The organism is Micromonospora sp. DT47 (assembly GCF_049844475.1).
Lineage (GTDB): Bacteria > Actinomycetota > Actinomycetes > Mycobacteriales > Micromonosporaceae > Micromonospora.
In genome coordinates this window covers 164290-180548 of sequence record NZ_JBNCLC010000004.1, presented here as the reverse complement: position 1 = coordinate 180548, position 16259 = coordinate 164290, and the positions used below count along the sequence as shown (strand labels likewise).

General features: G+C 73.8%; 18 protein-coding genes and 1 tRNA gene. 18 read left to right on the top strand and 1 reads right to left on the bottom strand.

Going from position 1 to position 16259, the window contains the following annotated elements:
• The first annotated feature begins 5 nt into the window (after positions 1 to 5).
• The 16 genes from ACLQ2U_RS07980 to ACLQ2U_RS07905 all read left to right on the top strand — a co-directional run bounded on the left by ACLQ2U_RS07980 (position 6) and on the right by ACLQ2U_RS07905 (position 13135).
• Positions 6 to 563 carry a DUF501 domain-containing protein gene (locus tag ACLQ2U_RS07980; protein WP_425749902.1) on the top strand — a complete coding sequence of 186 codons (558 nt, stop codon included), beginning with the start codon at positions 6 to 8 and terminating at the stop codon, positions 561 to 563.
• A gap of 1 nt (position 564) precedes the next feature.
• A complete protein-coding gene (locus tag ACLQ2U_RS07975) occupies positions 565 to 1077 on the top strand; it encodes an amino-acid N-acetyltransferase (protein WP_425749901.1) in 513 nt (170 codons plus the stop codon).
• 33 nt (positions 1078 to 1110) lie between these two features.
• A complete protein-coding gene (locus ACLQ2U_RS07970) occupies positions 1111 to 2484 on the top strand; it encodes a hypothetical protein (protein ID WP_425749900.1) in 1374 nt (457 codons plus the stop codon).
• A 161-nt stretch (positions 2485 to 2645) separates the two neighbouring features.
• Positions 2646 to 3587: an exopolyphosphatase gene (locus ACLQ2U_RS07965; protein ID WP_425750134.1), complete on the top strand. Its 942-nt coding sequence runs from the start codon at positions 2646 to 2648 to the stop codon at positions 3585 to 3587.
• Positions 3588 to 3622: 35 nt separating this feature from the next.
• A complete protein-coding gene (locus tag ACLQ2U_RS07960; RefSeq protein ID WP_425749899.1) occupies positions 3623 to 3826 on the top strand; it encodes a ribbon-helix-helix domain-containing protein in 204 nt (67 codons plus the stop codon).
• Positions 3823 to 4200, top strand: coding sequence for a type II toxin-antitoxin system death-on-curing family toxin (locus ACLQ2U_RS07955; RefSeq protein WP_425749898.1), 378 nt, complete (start codon positions 3823 to 3825; stop codon positions 4198 to 4200). The genes ACLQ2U_RS07960 and ACLQ2U_RS07955 overlap by 4 nt, the downstream gene beginning before the upstream one ends.
• Before the next feature lie 177 nt (positions 4201 to 4377).
• Positions 4378 to 4710, top strand: coding sequence for a PadR family transcriptional regulator (locus ACLQ2U_RS07950; protein ID WP_425749897.1), 333 nt, complete (start codon positions 4378 to 4380; stop codon positions 4708 to 4710).
• Complete coding sequence (locus ACLQ2U_RS07945) at positions 4707 to 5783, top strand: HAAS signaling domain-containing protein (RefSeq protein WP_425749896.1); 1077 nt, start codon at positions 4707 to 4709, stop codon at positions 5781 to 5783. Before ACLQ2U_RS07950 ends, ACLQ2U_RS07945 begins: the two co-directional genes overlap by 4 nt.
• Before the next feature lie 210 nt (positions 5784 to 5993).
• Positions 5994 to 6680 carry a dienelactone hydrolase family protein gene (locus ACLQ2U_RS07940; RefSeq protein WP_425749895.1) on the top strand — a complete coding sequence of 229 codons (687 nt, stop codon included), beginning with the start codon at positions 5994 to 5996 and terminating at the stop codon, positions 6678 to 6680.
• On the top strand, positions 6673 to 7413 hold the full coding sequence (locus ACLQ2U_RS07935) for a uracil-DNA glycosylase (protein WP_425749894.1): 741 nt from the start codon (positions 6673 to 6675) through the stop codon (positions 7411 to 7413). The genes ACLQ2U_RS07940 and ACLQ2U_RS07935 overlap by 8 nt, the downstream gene beginning before the upstream one ends.
• A gap of 20 nt (positions 7414 to 7433) precedes the next feature.
• A complete protein-coding gene (locus tag ACLQ2U_RS07930; RefSeq protein ID WP_425750133.1) occupies positions 7434 to 8180 on the top strand; it encodes a DUF4129 domain-containing protein in 747 nt (248 codons plus the stop codon).
• The gene (locus ACLQ2U_RS07925; protein WP_425749893.1) at positions 8177 to 8764 is read left to right on the top strand and encodes a hypothetical protein; all 588 of its coding nucleotides are present in this window, start codon (positions 8177 to 8179) and stop codon (positions 8762 to 8764) included. The genes ACLQ2U_RS07930 and ACLQ2U_RS07925 overlap by 4 nt, the downstream gene beginning before the upstream one ends.
• Positions 8764 to 9771, top strand: coding sequence for an AAA family ATPase (locus tag ACLQ2U_RS07920; protein WP_425749892.1), 1008 nt, complete (start codon positions 8764 to 8766; stop codon positions 9769 to 9771). Before ACLQ2U_RS07925 ends, ACLQ2U_RS07920 begins: the two co-directional genes overlap by 1 nt.
• Positions 9768 to 11141 carry a DUF58 domain-containing protein gene (locus tag ACLQ2U_RS07915; protein ID WP_425750132.1) on the top strand — a complete coding sequence of 458 codons (1374 nt, stop codon included), beginning with the start codon at positions 9768 to 9770 and terminating at the stop codon, positions 11139 to 11141. Before ACLQ2U_RS07920 ends, ACLQ2U_RS07915 begins: the two co-directional genes overlap by 4 nt.
• On the top strand, positions 11138 to 11698 hold the full coding sequence (locus ACLQ2U_RS07910) for a hypothetical protein (RefSeq protein WP_425749891.1): 561 nt from the start codon (positions 11138 to 11140) through the stop codon (positions 11696 to 11698). Before ACLQ2U_RS07915 ends, ACLQ2U_RS07910 begins: the two co-directional genes overlap by 4 nt.
• 102 nt (positions 11699 to 11800) lie before the next feature.
• Positions 11801 to 13135, top strand: a complete 1335-nt coding sequence (locus ACLQ2U_RS07905; protein WP_425749890.1) for an NAD(P)/FAD-dependent oxidoreductase — start codon at positions 11801 to 11803, stop codon at positions 13133 to 13135.
• Between the two features lie 57 nt (positions 13136 to 13192).
• On the opposite strand, the gene ACLQ2U_RS07900 is transcribed toward ACLQ2U_RS07905, so the two are convergent.
• Positions 13193 to 15028 carry a hypothetical protein gene (locus ACLQ2U_RS07900; RefSeq protein WP_425749889.1) on the bottom strand — a complete coding sequence of 612 codons (1836 nt, stop codon included), beginning with the start codon at positions 15026 to 15028 and terminating at the stop codon, positions 13193 to 13195.
• 102 nt (positions 15029 to 15130) lie between these two features.
• Between ACLQ2U_RS07900 and ACLQ2U_RS07895 the strand changes: the two genes are divergently transcribed.
• Positions 15131 to 15214, top strand: a tRNA-Leu gene (locus ACLQ2U_RS07895).
• A gap of 106 nt (positions 15215 to 15320) precedes the next feature.
• Positions 15321 to 16139, top strand: a complete 819-nt coding sequence (locus tag ACLQ2U_RS07890; RefSeq protein ID WP_425749888.1) for a Bax inhibitor-1/YccA family protein — start codon at positions 15321 to 15323, stop codon at positions 16137 to 16139.
• The last annotated feature ends 120 nt before the right edge of the window (positions 16140 to 16259 follow it).

The following is a 16259-nucleotide window of genomic DNA, read 5'->3' as shown; positions in this document are numbered from 1 at the left end:
GCACCGTGACTGTCGTACCACCGCAGGAGCCGGCGGCGGACTCCGTACCCCCGCCGCGGCGGGAACCGGCCACCGAGGCCGACCGGGCCGCGGTGGCCGCGCAGCTCGGACGCCCGCCCCGCGGCACCCGGGCGGTGGCCCACCGCTGCCCCTGCGGCCTGCCGGACGTGGTGGAGACGACCCCGCGGCTGGCCGACGGCACGCCCTTCCCGACGCTGTTCTACCTGACCTGCCCCCAGGCGACCGCGGCGTGCAGCCGGCTGGAGTCGGCCGGGCTGATGAAGGAGATGGCCGACCGGCTCGCCGAGGACCCGGAGCTGGCCGCCCGGTACCGGGCCGCGCACGAGGACTACCTGGCCCGCCGGGAGGCGATCGGCGAGGTGCCGGAGATCGCCGGCATCTCCGCCGGCGGCATGCCCGGGCGGGTGAAGTGCCTGCACGTGCACCTCGGGCACGCGCTCGGCGCCGGGCCGGGGGTCAACCCGTTCGGCGACGAGACGCTGGCCCTGGTGGAGAAGTGGTGGGCCGCCGGTCCGTGCGTGGACGTGCCGGCGGCGCAGTGAGATGAGCGCGCCCGACGAGATCGTCGTGCGCCGGGCCCGCACCGGCGACGTGCGCGGCATCCGGCGGCTGGTGGACACCTACACCGACGACCGGCGGCTGCTCAGCAAGGCGACCGTCACCCTCTACGAGGACGTGCAGGAGTTCCGGGTCGCGGTCGGTCCGGACGGCAGGGTCGTCGGCTGCGGCGCGCTGCACGTGATGTGGGAGGACCTGGCCGAGATCCGGACGGTCGCGGTGGACCCGGCATGCCGGGGTCGCAAGCTCGGCCACCGGATCGTGGGCGAGCTGATCGACGCCGCCCGGGAGCTGGGCGTGGCCCGGATCTTCGTGCTCACCTTCGAGACCCGGTTCTTCGCCTCGTTCGGCTTCACCGAGATCGACGGCGCGCCGGTGCCGCAGCCGGTCTACGAGCAGCTGCTCCGCTCGTACGACGAGGGTGTCGCGGAGTTCCTGGACCTGGAGCGGGTCAAGCCGAACACCCTGGGCAACACCCGGATGCTGCTCCGGCTCTGATCCGCCCTTGATCGCCTGCGGCATGCTGGGCCGGTGACGATCATTCGTCGGGTGGGCGCGCTGGTGGCGGCACTGGTCAGCCTGGCCGCCCTGACGGGCGTGGTACGCCTGGTCGCGCCGGCCACCGCCGGTGGGGCCGGGGACCCGCCCGGGGTGGCCCGGCAGCTGACCTTCCTCCGCGCCGCGCTGGACGACGGCGCCGGCGAGGACGCCCAGGAGCTCTTCCCCGAGGGGTGGTTCTTCGCCCACGTGCTCTACGGCCTGGCCCGGGTCGAGAGCGGGATGCGGCAGCCGGTGGGCGAGCGGGGCGAGGCGCTGCGGGAGGCCCGCTGGGCTCTGGCGCGCCTGGAATCCCCGGCCGGGCGGGCGCCCTTCAGCCCGCAGTTGACCCCCGGCTACGGCGTCTTCTACCAGGGCTGGACGAACTGGCTGCGCGGCGGCGTGCTCGCCCTGCAACCGGCCGACCGCCGTGACCCGGGCGAGGTGCGCCGCTTCGCCGAGGCCTCCACCTCCCTCGCCGCCGCGTTCGACGCGTCGGCCTCCCCGTACCTGCCCGGGTACCCGGGACAGGCGTGGCCGGTGGACTCCACGGTGGCGGTCGCGTCGCTGCGGCTGCACGACACGCTGCTGCCGGCCCGCTTCGATCCGACGGTTCGGCGTTGGCTGGACGGCGTACGCCAGCGGCTGGACCCACGGACGGGCCTGATGCCGCACCGGGTGGAAGCGGCCACCGGCGCGCCGGCCGAGGTGGCCCGGGCGACCTCGCAGAGCGTCGTCCACCGCTTCCTCGGGGAGATCGACCCGGCCTTCGCCCGCGAGCAGTACCTGCGCTTCCGGCAGCTCTTCGTCGTCTCGCCGCTCGGGCTCGGTCCGGCCGTCCGTGAGTACCCGCGTGGCTTCGACGGCCCGGCGGACGTCGATTCGGGGCCGCTGCTGCGCGGGGTGAGCCTGTCGGCCACCGTGGTCACCCTGGGCGCCGCGCAGGTGCACGGCGACACGGCGTTGGCCGGGGCGCTGGCCAACTACGGTGAGCTGGTCGGCCTGCCGCTGGACACCTCGCGCACCAAGCGGTACGCGTTCGGGGTGCTGCCGGTCGGGGACGCCTTCCTGGCCTGGTCGAAGACCGCCCGGCCCTGGGTCTCCGCGCCCCCGGCCGCGCCCCCGGCCACCGTCTCCCGGTGGTGGCGACTGCCGCTGCTCTCGCTGCTGGTGCTGATTGGTCTGCTGCCCTGGCTGCCGGTGCTGGCCCGGCGGTGGCGTCGGCGGCGCCGGTCGCTGTCCCGTGCCGCCGCCGTCCCGCCCTGCCAGCCCGCCGCACCCGGACCGCCGCCGGTCCTGGCGGCGGATCCGCTCGCCCGAGGCGCAGGCACGCCCGACCTCCGGCGTGTCGGTCCGCCGGAGGCATGACCCTCGCGAGCGGTATGACTCTCCGTCATGAATATGACGGAGAGTCATGTCGGTCACCGGGATCCTGCCCGCCGGCCGCCCCGAGTTCCCGCCGTACCGGGCGGTCCGACCGTCGGCCCTCGTCGGCAAGCTGCCGTAGGGTTGCTGCCGTGACGACGCGCGTGGCCGCCATCGACTGCGGGACCAACTCCATCCGACTGCTGGTCGCCGACCTGCCCGACCCGTCGGCCGGTCCGCGGGCGCCGCTGGTCGACCTGACCCGCCGGATGGAGATCGTCCGGCTCGGTCAAGGCGTCGACAAGACGGGCCGACTCGCCCCGGAGGCGATCGAGCGGACCCGCGTGGCGCTCGCCGACTACGCCGCCGAGATCGAGAAGTTCGGCGCCGAGCGGGTACGGATGTGCGCCACCTCGGCCTCCCGCGACGCGGCCAACGCCGGTGAGTTCCGGGCCATGGTCGAGCAGACCCTCGGCGTGGCGCCGGAGGTGCTCACCGGCGATGAGGAGGCCCGGCTCTCCTACACCGGCGCCGTCCGCGGCCTGCCCGCCGACGCCGAGCCGCCGTACCTGGTGGTCGACATCGGGGGCGGCTCGACCGAGTTCGTGGTCGGCACCCGCGAGGGCGGCGTCCAGGCGGCCATCTCGATGGACATCGGCTGTGTCCGGATGACCGAGCGGCACCTGCACGGCGACCCGCCGACCCTGGACGAGATCGCCGCCGCGCAGGCCGACATCGCGGTCGCCGTCGACCGCGCGCTGGAGGCCGTCCCCGGCCGCCAGGCCGCCACGCTGGTCGGCCTGGCCGGGTCGGTCACCACCGTGGCCGCGATCGCCCAGGGCCTTCAGGAGTACGACCCGGAGCGCATCCACCACGCCCGGGTGTCGTACGACGCGGTCGCCGGGGTGACCGCCGACCTGCTGGCGAAGACCCGCGAGCAGCGGCTCGCCATCCCGGTGATGCACCCCGGCCGGGCCGACGTGATCGGCGCGGGCGCCCTGGTGCTCCGGGTGATCATGGAGCGGGCCGGGATGCCGTCGGTCATCGCCTCCGAGCACGACATCCTCGACGGCATCGCCTGGAGCCTTTCGCCGACCGCGGCTTAGGTAATTGGCCTGCATGAGGGCGGTATGATTCCCATATGGTCACCACGGTCAATCTGCCTGACGGGTTGCATGAGCGGCTCAAGCAGCTCGCCGATGAAGAGCATCGGTCGATGAACGCCACCATCGTCGTGGCGGTCGAAGAGTACGTCTCGGCGCGCAGTCGTCGCGGCCGCGTCCAGGATCTCGCGCGTGAGGTCGCCGAGCGCGACGCTGAACTGCTGCGGCGGCTGGCGGAGTGATCAACTATCTGGACGTCGACGACCTCGTGGAGATCGCCTCGATCGTGTTGGGCGAGACCCCGCAGGTCCGTGACTTCGGTCTGCTTTCGTCGGCGGCCGTCCGCCCGGCTACCGTGGCGTTCGGCCAGGAGGCTTACCCCGATCTGTGGAGCAAGGCCGCCGCGCTGCTGCACTCGGTCTGTATGAACCATGCGCTGATCGATGGAAACAAGCGTCTCGCTTGGGCGGCTGCGAGAGTTTTCCTCGCCCTCAACGAGGTGCCGATTCAGGATGTCGACGTGGATCAGGCCGAGGCTCTCGTAATGTCGGTGGCCAGCGGTGCGCTGACCGAGGTCCCGGACATCGCCCGCGAGCTCCGCAAGCTCTATCTATGACCCGTCCAGCGCAGATCCTGTCGCGTATGGCGGACGGCATCGCCTGGTCCCTGGCCTGACGGACAAAGGCTCCGTTCTGCTCGTTGTCCCGAGTTCGGTGTGGTGGTGTGTGACCTTCACGTGCCGCGACTAGTGTGTTCTTGACGGTACTTCGCACTGCACAGTAGTGTGCGAAGCGTGGACACCACACAACTGCTCAAGGGTGTGCTCGACCTCGCCGTCCTCGCCGTGCTGCGCGACGAGGACGGCTACGGTTACGACATCCTGCGCCGGCTCCGCGATGCCGGCCTCGACGAGGTCGGCGACGCCTCGGTCTACGGCACGCTGCGTCGGCTCTTCGTCGCCGGCCTGCTCACCACGTACGTGGTGCCGAGCGAATCCGGGCCGCACCGCAAGTACTACGCGCTCAACGCCGCCGGCCGCGACCAGCTCGCCCGCTCCGGCAAGACCTGGCGCTCGTTCGCCACCACCATGGACGCACTGCTCGACGATCGGGGGATGGCGGCATGACCGTCACTGGGCAGGAGATCACGGAGTACGTGGAGCGGGTGCGGGCCGCGCTGGCCGACCTGCCGCCCGAAACCCGCGACGAGCTGACCGAGGACCTGCCGGAGCATCTCGCCGAGGTGGCCGCCGAGACCGACGGCTCGCTGGTGCAGCGGCTGGGTGAGCCCGAGGCGTACGCCGCCGAGCTGCGGGCCGCCGCCGGCGCGGGCGACCCGGCCGACGCGCACCGTGGGCTGGAGCAGCGGATCGCCGGCGTCACGCACCGGGCCCGCGCCCGGCTGTCCGGCCTCGACGCCCGGCTCGGCCCGATCCTCGGGTACGCCAGGGCGAGCGAGTTCCTCAGGCTGCTCCGTCCGGCCTGGTGGGTGCTGCGCGGCTACCTCGCCGCGTTGCTCGTCTCGGCGATGCTCGGCGCTGGCCTGACCCTGTTTCCACGGCCCTTCCTCAGTGAGTTCGCAGGGCTCGTGGTGCTGGTCGCCGCAGTGCTCGCCTCGATCTGGCTGGGCCGCAGGTCGGATGCGATGCGTAGCTGGCGGCGCACTCTGACGCAGGTTGCCGGCGCGGTGCTCGTCATCTTCGGTCTGGTCCTCGCAGCGAACCTGGACGAGCGTGCGCGATGGGGCAGATACGGCTACGACCCCGCCTCGGTGCGGAACCCGTACGACCAGGTGCAGGACGTCTTCGTCTACGACGGCGAAGGCCGGCTGGTGGAGAACGCCCGGCTCTTCGACCAGAACGGCACCCCGATCCGGCTCGGCTGGCCGGTCTGCACCGACCCTGCCCTCCCGGACGTCAACCCGATCCAGCGCGGCTACCCGTACTGCCCGGAGCAGGCGCCGTTCCGGCCGCGCCCGCCGGCCACCGCGCCGCGCCCGCCTGGCACCGCCCCGACCGCCGGCACCGCCCCGACGGCCGGCACCGCCCCGACGGCCGGCACCGCCCCGACGGCCGGTACCGCCCCGACGGCCGGTACCGCCCCGACGGCCGGCACCGCCCCGACGGCCGGTACCGCCCCGGGCACGCCGGCCCCGACCACGACCGCGCCGGCGGACCCGGCGCCCAGCCCCACCCGCTGAGCGGGGCTGACCCACCGGATCGGAGCGATCGACGGCGGCGCGGGAGACCCCGCGCCGCCGTTGGCGTATGCCCGTTCTCCGCATGGTGAACGCGAGGTATATGCCACTGCTCTCTCGTCTTCCCGGCGCGCTCACGGCGTGGCAGGCTACCGGCACGTAGGACCACTGGGCGACCAGCCAACGATGACTGACCGCTAGGAGGACGGACCCATGGGCGAGATGGTGAGCTACCGCGGTAACGGGGGGACCAGCGAGGGGTATCTCGCGATACCCTCCGGCGGTGCGGCCAGCCCGGCGGTCATCGTCATCCAGGACTGGTGGGGGCTGGTGCCCCACGTCCGGTCGGTCGTGGACCGCTTCGCCGAGGCGGGCTTCGTCGCCCTCGCCCCGGACTTCCGGCACGGCGGCCCGGCCAGTAAGCCGAGTGAGCCTCGGCAGATGCTGAACGGCCCGCAGATGGACGACGCGGCGACGGACGTCGCCGCCGCGGCCGACTATCTCGCCGGCCGTCCCGAGGTCACCGGCAAGGTCGGCTGCGCCGGCTTCTGCGCCGGCGCCAGCCTGGCCCTCTGGTCCGCCACCCGCTCCGATCGGATCGTCGCCGCCGCCGCCTTCTACCCGAGACTGCCGTGGGAGGGGATGGGCTCCGAGTGGGCCGACTACGCGGGCAAGGCCACGGTCATCCACTGCTCCGAAGCGGACGGCACCTCCGCCGCCGAGGGTGTGCAGACCGTCCGCCGGGCCATCGAGGTCGCCGGCGGCACCTGCCAGACCTACGACTACCCCGGCACCGCGCACGCGTTCTTCAACGACGACCGCCCTGAGCACTTCGACCAGCGGGCCGCCGCCACCGCCTGGGCTCGTACCCTCGAACTCTTCCGGGCCAAGCTTGGCTGAGCCCCGTACCCCTGACGAGGTCGTCGCCCGCGCCGCGCGGGCGACCGACCTGGCCGACCTGGACGGCGCGGTCAGCGACTGTTTCGCCTGCCCGCGCCTGGTCGCCTGGCGGGAGGAGGTCGCCCGCACGAAGCGGGCGGCCTTCCGCGACCAGGAGTACTGGGGCCGCCCGGTGCCCGGCTTCGGCGCCCCGGACGCCCGGATCGCCATCCTTGGCCTCGCCCCGGCCGCGCACGGCGGCAACCGCACCGGCCGGATCTTCACCGGGGACCGCTCCGGCGACGTGCTCTTCGCCGCCCTGCACCGGGCCGGTCTGGCCAACCAGCCGACCAGCGTCGCCGCCGACGACGGACTGTCCCTGCGCGACACCCGCATCTTCGCCGCGGTGCGCTGCGCGCCGCCGGACAACAAGCCCACCCCGGCCGAGCGGGACACCTGCGCGCCCTGGCTGCACCGGGAGGTCGCGCTGATCAGGCCCACTTTGCGCGTCGTGGTCGCGCTGGGCGCCTTCGCCTGGGCCGCGTGGTGGCCGGTGTTGCGCCAGGTGTACGACATCCGCCCGCCCAGCCCGCGACCGGTCTTCGGCCATGGGGCACACTGGTCCGGGACGGCCGCCCCCGAGCTGCTCGGCTGCTACCACGTCAGCCAGCAGAACACGTTCACGGGGCGGCTGACACCAACGATGCTGGACGGCGTGTTCGCCCGGGCGAAACAGCTCGCCGGGGTGGACTGAGGCTGCGTGGGGCGGTGGCGATGAACCTCGGCGTGCTGCGCAGGTGGTGGCCCGTCGCCGCGGTGACCCTGCTGCTCGCCGCCGCGGCCCTGTCCGCCGGGCACTCCTCGATCGGCGCCAGCCGCATCCCGCCGGCCGCCGACAACATCCCGTACGTGCCGGACTACCCCTCCGCCGAGCCGGCCCCCTCGATCCCGGTCGAGCCGCGGACCGGCGCGGAGCGGACCCAGCCCGAGGTCCCACAGTGGATCGCGACCGTGGCGATCGTCCTGCTGGCCCTCGCCATCCTGACCGCCCTCGGCTACCTGGCCTGGACGCTGATCAGGGGCGCGCTGCGCCGGACCACCCGGGCCGTCCCGGTCGCGCGGGGCCGGCGCACCGCCGAGGGCACCGCCCGCGAGGTGGTCGCCGCCGTTGACGCCGGCCTGGTCGAGCTGGACGCCGCCGACACCGACCCGCGAACCGCGGTGATCGCCTGCTGGGTCCGCCTCGAGGAGGCCGCCACCGAGGCCGGGGTGCCCCGGCGCACCGGCGACACCCCCACCGACCTGGTCACCCGCCTGCTGCGGGGCGACCCGTCCGCGGGGGTGCCCGCCATCGCCAGCGCCGACGTGCTGGACGGGTTCGCCCACGTCTACCGCGAGGCCCGGTACGCCACCCACACCGTCGACGAGCGGATGCGCGCCCAGGCCCGGTCGGCGCTGCGCCGGCTGCGCGGCGAACTGGCCGCCCTCGCCACCGCCGCCGACGAGGAGGTGCCGGCGTGAGCGAGCGGACCGGTCTGGACGACCTGCTCAGCTTCGAGGAGGAGGCAGCGCCCCGCACCGGCCGGGAGCGGGACGGGCGGGCCCGGGCGCTGCTGCGTACCGTCGCCGTCGCCGCCGCGGTGACCGCGGTGGTCCTCGCCGTGCTGCGCGCGGTCGGCCTACAGGTGTCGGTCCCGATCGTGGTGGCCGGGGTGCTGGCGGTGCTCACCGTCCGCCGGATCACCGCCGCGCTCTCCCCGCCGCCCCCGCCCCGGGCCGGCGGACGGGCACCGGCCGGCGAGGAGCCCGGCTACTGGAACTGGGGCTCCCGGGACGCGCTGCGAGCCGCCATCAACGGCTGGGAGGTGCCGCTGGACTGGTCGGCCACCCGGCCGGAACGCTTCACCAAGGTGGTCCTGCCCCGACTCGCCGAGCTGGCCGACGAGCGGTTGCGCCAGCGTCACGGCTTCACCCGCGAGTCGGACCCGGCCCGCGCCCGCGCCCTGCTGGGCGACCGGCTCTGGGTCTTCCTCAACACCCCGCCCGGACGCACCCCGTCGCCGCGCGACCTCGCGGCGATCGTCGCCGAACTGGAGAAGATCTGATGAACGACGTGGACCGCCGTATCCCCGCCACTGAGGTCGGCCACCTGGCCCGGGCGGTGCTGGACGCGGTCGGTACGGTCGTGGTCGGCAAGCGGGACGCCCTCGAACTGGTCCTCGCCGGCATCCTGGCCGGCGGGCACGTACTCCTGGAGGACCTGCCCGGTCTCGGCAAGACGCTGACCGCGCGCTCCTTCGCACAGGCCCTCGGGCTGGACTTCCGCCGCCTCCAGTTCACCCCCGACCTGCTCCCCGCCGACATCACCGGCTCGTTCCTCTACGACCAGCGCAGCGGCGACTTCTCCTTCCGGGCCGGACCGCTCTTCACCAACCTGCTGCTCGCCGACGAGATCAACCGGACGCCGCCGAAGACCCAGTCCGCGCTGCTGGAGGCGATGCAGGAGAAGCAGGTCTCCGTCGAGGGCGTCACCTACCGCCTCGACGAGCCGTTCCACGTGCTCGCCACCGCCAACCCCATCGAGTACGAGGGGACGTACCCGCTGCCCGAGGCGCAGCTGGACCGGTTCCTGCTCCGGGTGTCCTTCGGCTATCCGGAGCGCGAGGAGGAGTGGGAGGTGCTGCGTCGGCGGATGACCCGCCGCCGCGAGGAGGCGGAGATCAAACCGGTGGTCGACGCCGCCACGCTGCGCGCCATGCAGGCCGCGCTGGAGGACGTGGTGGTGGAGGACTCCGTGGGCCGGTACATCGTCCAGCTGACCGCAGCCACCCGCGAGCACCCGTCGGTGCTGGTCGGCGCCTCGCCGCGCGGCTCGCTGGCGCTGCTGCTGCTCTCCCGCGTCCGGGCCGTCCTAGCCGGCCGCGACTACGTGGTGCCGGAGGACGTCAAGGAGGTCGCGGCGCCGGCGCTGGCGCACCGGATCACGCTGCGCCCGGAGATGTGGCTGCGCCGGGTCGACCCGTCCTTCGTCGTCGGCGAGGTGCTGGAGCAGACCCCCGCACCGGCCAGCGGCGCGTTGCCCAGCCACGCGGCCGGCCGGGCCGGGCGCTGACCGCCGTGCCTGAACGGGAGGAGCCGGCGGCGGGCTGGGCGCCAACCTGGGCGCTGGGCCGGGCGGTGCTGCTCACCGGGCTGCTGCTGATCGCCGCCGTGCTGCTCGGCCGGGTCGACCTGGTCGTGCTGGCCGCCCCGTTCGCGCTCGGCACCGCGTACGCGCTGCGCCGCCGGCCGTCCGCCGCGCCGCAACTGGAGATCACCGCCGAGGACGCCCACCTGGTCGAGGGGGGCGCGCTGGCCGGCACGGTCACCGTCGGCAACCCGGACACCGTGTCTTACCACGTGGCGGTGGTGCGTACCCGGGTCTCGCCCTGGCTGCGGGTGGAGCGGGTCGGCTTCGGCGGCGCGGGGGTCGACGTGAGCCGCTCCGGCGGCGCCGGCCGCCCCTTCGTCACCTCCATCCCCACCGGCAGGGCGGTCGAGCTGGAGCTCACCGGCACCGCGCTGCGCTGGGGCCGGCACCCGATCGGCCCGGCCGGCGTCCGGGTCGCCACCGCCGACGGTCTGCTGCTCTCCCGCGCGGTGATCACCGAGCCGGTGCGGCTGCGGGTCTACCCGATGACCGAACCGTTCGAGGCGGTGGAGGCGATGCCCCGGGCCGCCGGGCTGGTCGGCGCGCACCACTCGCGCCGGCCCGGCGAGGGCGGCGAGCTGGCCGGCGTCCGGGTCTTCGGCCCCGGCGACCGGCTGCGCCGGATCGACTGGCGGGTGTCGCTCCGGACCCGGCAGTTGCACGTCGCGGCCACCCTCTCCGACCGGGATGCCGAGGTGGTGGTGCTGCTCGACGTGCTGGCCGAGGCGGGCCGCTCCGGCGGGGTGAAGGGCGCCGCGTCCGTGGTGGACACCACGGTCCGCGCCGCCGCCGCGATCGCGGAGCACTACCTGCACCGCGGCGACCGGGTGGCGATGCTCGAGTACGGCCCGGCGGCCCGCCGGCTCCGCCCCGCCACCGGCCGCCGGCAGTACCTGACCGTGCTGGAATGGCTGCTCGACGTGCGGGCCGAGTCCTCCCCGCACGAGCCGTACGACCAGGTCTTCGGGCCGCAGGTGCTCTCCTCGGACGCCCTGGTGGTGGTGCTCACCCCGCTGTTGGACGAGCGGTCCGCGCAGATGCTGGCCCGGCTGGCCCGGGGCGGGCGGTTCGTGGTGGCCGTGGACACCCTCCCGGCCGACCTCGCCCCGCCCGGGGACCGGGGCTGGGCGCCGGTGGCGTTCCGGCTGTGGCGGCTGGACCGGGACACGATGATCGCCCAGCTCCGCGAGCACGGCGTGCCGGTGGTGCGCTGGGCCGGCGCGGGCAGCCTGGATCAGGTGCTGCGGGACGTGGCCCGGCTGGCCACCGCCCCCCGGGTGGGAGCGCGATGAACGCGGTGCAGGAACGGGTCCGGGCGCTGCGCGCGGAGGCCAACCGGGTGAGCCTCACGCCGCTGCTGGTGCGCGTCGGCGTCTTCGGCACGGTGCTGGTCGGGTTGCTGCTGGCGTGCCCGGTGGAGATGTTGACCGCCCGGTCACTGCTCGCCCTGGCGGTGGTCGCGGTGCTGCCGGCGGCCGGGCCGCGCCGGGGGTGGCCGACCTTCGCGGCCCTGGTGACCGTCGGTGGCTGGGTGGTCGCCTCCGCCGGGTACGGCCGGCCGATCGCGCTGTGGCGGCTGATCGCCGTGGCCGCGGCGCTCTACCTCGGGCACACCCTCTGCGCGCTCGCCGCGGTGCTGCCGTACGACGCGGTGGTCGACCCGGACCTGGTGGTGCGCTGGGTCGGCCGGGCCGGTGCGGTGCTGCTGGCGACCGCGGTGGTCGGCATCGTGCTGACCTGGTTGGGGGAGATCGGCGGCGATGACGGTTTCCGCGCGGCGACCGTGGCCGGACTGCTGGTGGCGGTGGGGCTGAGCGGGTTGCTGGGCTGGTTGCTGCGTCGCAGATAGCGGAACGACGCGGGACGTTGCGCAGGTCACACCGCTTGTGCTCCGTCACAGAAGGGGGTCTCGGACGGGATTAGCCGAGCCGCCCGGGGAAAGATAGATGACGTGAACCCGAAGCGGATCCTCGTCGTGGGTGCCGGGCACGTCGGCCTGTACGCTGCTCTGCGCCTGTCCAAGAAGCTGAGTTCCCGTGAGGCCGAGGTCATCGTCGTCGACCCGCAGCCGCACATGACCTACCAGCCGTTCCTCCCGGAGGCGGCGGCCGGCAACATCTCGCCCCGGCACTCCGTGGTGCCGCTGCGGCGGGAGTTGCGTAAGTGCAAGATCGTGGCGGGTGCGGTGACGCGGATCGACCACGACCGCAAGACCGCCGTGGTGCAGCCCATCGTCGGCCCCACCCGGGAGATCCCGTACGACCACGTGGTGGTCGCCCCCGGATCGGTCTCCCGCACCCTGCCGATCCCGGGCCTGCACGAGCACGGCATCGGGTTCAAGACCATCGGCGAGGCGATCTACCTGCGCAACCACGTGCTGGACCGGCTCGACGTGGCTGCCGTCACGCCGGACCCAGACGTCCGCCGCTCGGCGCTGACCTTCACCTTCGTCGGCGGTGGTTACGCCGGCATCGAGGCGCTCGCCGAGATGGAGGACATGGCCCGGGACGCGTTGAAGTACTACCCGGAGCTGAAGCCGGAGGACATGCGCTGGGTGCTGGTCGAGGCGACCCAGCGGGTGCTGCCCGAGGTCGACCGGGACATGGGCGCCTACACCGTGCAGCAGCTGCTGAAGCGGAACATGGACATCCGGCTGGACACCCGGCTGGAGTCCTGCCTCGACGGCGTGGTCAAGCTCTCCGACGGCGACACCTTCCGGTCGGACACCATCGTCTGGACGGCCGGCGTCAAGCCGTCGCCGATGCTGGACAGGACCGACTTCCCGCGCGACGAGCGCAAGCGGGTCACCTGCCTGCCGACCCTGCAGATCGTGGACGGCGACCGGGTCGTCGAGGGCGCCTGGAGCGCCGGCGACTGCGCCGCCGTGCCGGACCTGACCAAGGAGCCGGGCAACTACTGCTCGCCGAGCGCCCAGCACGCGGTGCGCCAGGCCGCCCGGATGGCGGACAACATCGTCAACGTGGTCCGCGGTCGCGAGCCGGTCGACTACAAGCACAAGCACGTGGGCAGCGTGGCCAGCCTCGGCCTGCACAAGGGCGTGGCCCAGGTGTACGGCGTGAAGATGACCGGCTGGCCGGCCTGGTTCATGCACCGGACGTACCACATGAGCCGGATCCCGTCGTTCAACCGCAAGGTCCGGGTCGTCGTCGACTGGTCGCTGGCCTTCTTCCTCAAGCGTGAGGTGGTCGCCCTCGGCCAGCTGCACGACCCGCGCGAGGAGTTCGCCGAGGCCTCGCAGCCGGTCGGCGCCGGCAAGGCCGTCTGATCGCCCGCCGAGAAGGGCCCCTCCCGTGACGGGAGGGGCCCTTCTTCGTGATCGGGGTCAGACCCGCCAGATCCAGGCGTCGGCGATCCGGGTGGCCGGGCCGTAGAGCTGCTCCAGGGTGCGGCGCAGGCTCTCCGCGTGCGGGGCGTCGTCGGTCAGCGCCACGCAGGAGGCGCCCCAGAAGTCGGCGTCCTTCGCGGCCTGCCGGCGCTGCTCCGTGCCGATCACCGGTTCCTCGCCCCGCTTGGCGACGTCGGCCAGCAGCGCCGAGGTGGGCTGCTTGTAGGTGCCCATGGTGGCGGCGCCGTCCCGGCCGTACGGGCCGATGAAGAAGCCTTCCGGGATGCCGAACGCCGCGTCGGCCGCCGTCGCCCAGCGCATCGGCCAGGGCTCCTTCGGGGTGGCCGCGGGCACCGGCACCAGCACCCCGCCGGGGCGTACGCACTCCCGCCAGTGGCCGCCGGTGACGAACTCGGGCAGCGCCGGGCGGTCGACGGTGGGCAGCGGGGCGGGGAAGACCGAGAGCAGGGCCGCCCCGACGGCGGCCGGGACGAGTCGGCGGGCCCGGCCGGTGTCGCGCAGCGCCCGGTCCACGGCCAGCGTCAGCAGGGTGCCGGTCAGCGGCAGCAGGGCCAGGCCGAACCGCATCGGCAGCGCACCGTCCACCACCGGCAGCCCGACCAGCAGCGCGTACGGCCCGGGCATCGTGCTCCGGTCGCCGTCGAGCACCAACTGGGGGCCGAGCGACAGCGCACCCATCACCACCGCCGCCACGGCGCAGGCGACGACCAGCGGCCGGCGCCGCAGCCAGACCGCGCAGGCGACGGCGACCAGCAGCAGCGGCCAGCCCAGGAAGGTGTTGTACTCGGCCGGCCCGGTGGTCAGCCGGGCCGAGGAGTCGCTGCCGACCACCGACAGTGGGGAGATGGTCCACCAGCTGGCCAGGTCGGCGGAGAAGTAGTGCGGGCTGAACATGCCGTCGGCCACGCCCTGCGGGCCGGCGAACTGGAACCACAGCGGGTAGCCGAGGACGGTCAGGGCCAGCCCGGCGGCGAGCATCAGGCCGCCGGCGAAGCCGGGCCACGCCCGCCGCAGCAGCTCCCGGTCGGCGACCCCGTACGCGACCGTCATCACCAGCAGGGTGACCGCGGAGAGGAAGAGCACCTCCTCGCCGACGAAGGCCTGGACGGTGACCGCGGCGGCCAGCCCGGCCGCCGAGGTGGTGATGCGGCGCCGGTCCGGCCGGCCGGTGGTGGCCGGTCCCGGGTCGGCGGCCCGCAACAGCCGGACCACCAGCCAGACGATCACCGGGACCAGCCACTGCGCGGTCATGTGCAGGTGGCTGTTGCTCTGGGAGAGCATGCCCGGGCCGAAGCCGCAGAGCCCGGCGCCCAGGGCGGCGGCGAGCCGGCGGGCGTGCAGCGTCCGGTTGAGCAGCAGGTACCAGGCGATCGCGGTGCCGGCCAGGTTGGCCCCGGCCAGCAGGGCGAAGGTGACCGGCGCGCCGAAGAGCAGGGTGACCGGGGCGAAGAGCACGCCGAGCGCGATGACCGTGGTGTTGGTCATCAGGTTCACCCCGTCCGGGGTGTTGAGCCGGTCGGTGAGCAGGCCGAAGTCACCGAGCAGGGCCCGCGAGTCGACCGCCAGGAACCATTCGTAGAGGGTCTGGTCCTCGGGGTTGAGCGCCAGCACGCGGCCGGTGGGGTCCGGCCAGAGACCGTGGGTGAGCCAGCCGGCGAGCAGGACGAAGAGCAGGCCGACGGCCAGGTCGGTGCGGTGCCGGGTGGCGAGCGTCCGCCAGCGGGCGGAGCGGCGTTCGGGCGTGGCCGGCTCGGCGAGGCCGACAGCCAGGTCGGGGTCGGCGTAGGGCGCCGTATGGGCTGCGCTGGTCACGGGGTCGACCCTAGTGCGGCAACGGTGGCGGGGTACGCCGGGTCGCCGCCTAGCGGCTACCGTGACACTGCACCGCCGCGTGTCGACGCACCGGTGCCGCCCGCCCGGGTGGTGGAACGGCAGACACGGCCGCCTTAAAAGCGGCTGCCGCAAGGCGTGCGGGTTCGACCCCCGCCCCGGGCACCACACTCTCAGCTTTCCCACAGCCTGGCGTTCGGCGCGGGTGATGTCGGGCGTCTACGCTGGAAGCGCACGTTTCTGCGTGCGACGACCCCCTGAGGGAGGCCCGACAGTGAAGACCTCGAACCCGGTGCTCGCCCGGCTCGGCCAGGCGGCCGAGCGGGAGCGTTCCGGGTACGCCCAGCCCGGGCCGTACGGTTACGGACAGCCCGGCGTTCCCCAGCAGTACCCGGCGCAGGCGGGCTACCCGGCCGCCCCGCCGGCCGTCACCCCCATGACGCTCGACGACGTGATCGTCAAGACCGTCGCGCTCCTGGGCATCCTCGGCGTCTCCGCCGCGGCCGCCTGGGTGCTGGTGCCGGACGCGCTGATCAGCGCCGCCTGGATCGGCGCCGCGATGGTCGGCCTGGTGCTCGGCCTGATCATCTCGTTCTCCCGGATGGCCAACCCGGCGCTGGTCGTCGCGTACGCCGTCGTCGAGGGCGCCTTCGTGGGCCTGGTGAGCAAGGCGTACGAGACCGCGTTCCAGGGCATCGTGCTCCAAGCCGTGGTGGCCACCTTCGGCGTCTTCTTCGTGATGACCATGCTCTACAAGGCGCGGGTCATCCGGGCGACCCCGAAGTTCGTCAAGGGCATGATCGCGGTGATGGCGGGCCTCTTCGCCGTCATGCTGATCAACTTCGTGTTCGCCATCTTCGGCGTCAACACCGGCCTGCGGGACGGCAGCCCGCTGGCCATCGGCTTCAGCCTGGTCTGCATCGTGGTCGCCGCGCTGAGCTTCGTGCTGAGCTTCAAGGAGGTCGAGGACGGCGTCCGGATGGGCCTGCCGCAGCGCTACTCCTGGACGGCCGCGTTCGGCATCGTGGTCAGCCTGGTCTGGCTCTACCTGGAGCTGCTCCGGCTGATCAGCTACTTCCAGGGCGACGACTGACCGTCCGCCCGCCGTACCGACGCCCGCCACCGCTTCCGCGGCGGCGGGCGTCGTCGTTTCGAGCGCCCGGCCGTCCCGCAGCATGCGCTTCCGCGGCGGCGGGCGTCGTCGTTTCGAGCG

Excerpts from the sequence above, each read along its gene's own strand:
- ACLQ2U_RS07945 (WP_425749896.1), top strand. The coding sequence starts at position 4,707 with ATGACCGTCACTGGGCAGGAGATCACGGAGTACGTGGAGCGGGTGCGG.
- ACLQ2U_RS07960 (WP_425749899.1), top strand. The coding sequence starts at position 3,623 with ATGGTCACCACGGTCAATCTGCCTGACGGGTTGCATGAGCGGCTCAAG.
- ACLQ2U_RS07910 (WP_425749891.1), top strand. The coding sequence starts at position 11,138 with ATGAACGCGGTGCAGGAACGGGTCCGGGCGCTGCGCGCGGAGGCCAAC.
- ACLQ2U_RS07920 (WP_425749892.1), top strand. The coding sequence starts at position 8,764 with ATGAACGACGTGGACCGCCGTATCCCCGCCACTGAGGTCGGCCACCTG.
- ACLQ2U_RS07975 (WP_425749901.1), top strand. The coding sequence starts at position 565 with ATGAGCGCGCCCGACGAGATCGTCGTGCGCCGGGCCCGCACCGGCGAC.
- ACLQ2U_RS07930 (WP_425750133.1), top strand. The coding sequence starts at position 7,434 with ATGAACCTCGGCGTGCTGCGCAGGTGGTGGCCCGTCGCCGCGGTGACC.
- ACLQ2U_RS07940 (WP_425749895.1), top strand. The coding sequence starts at position 5,994 with ATGGGCGAGATGGTGAGCTACCGCGGTAACGGGGGGACCAGCGAGGGG.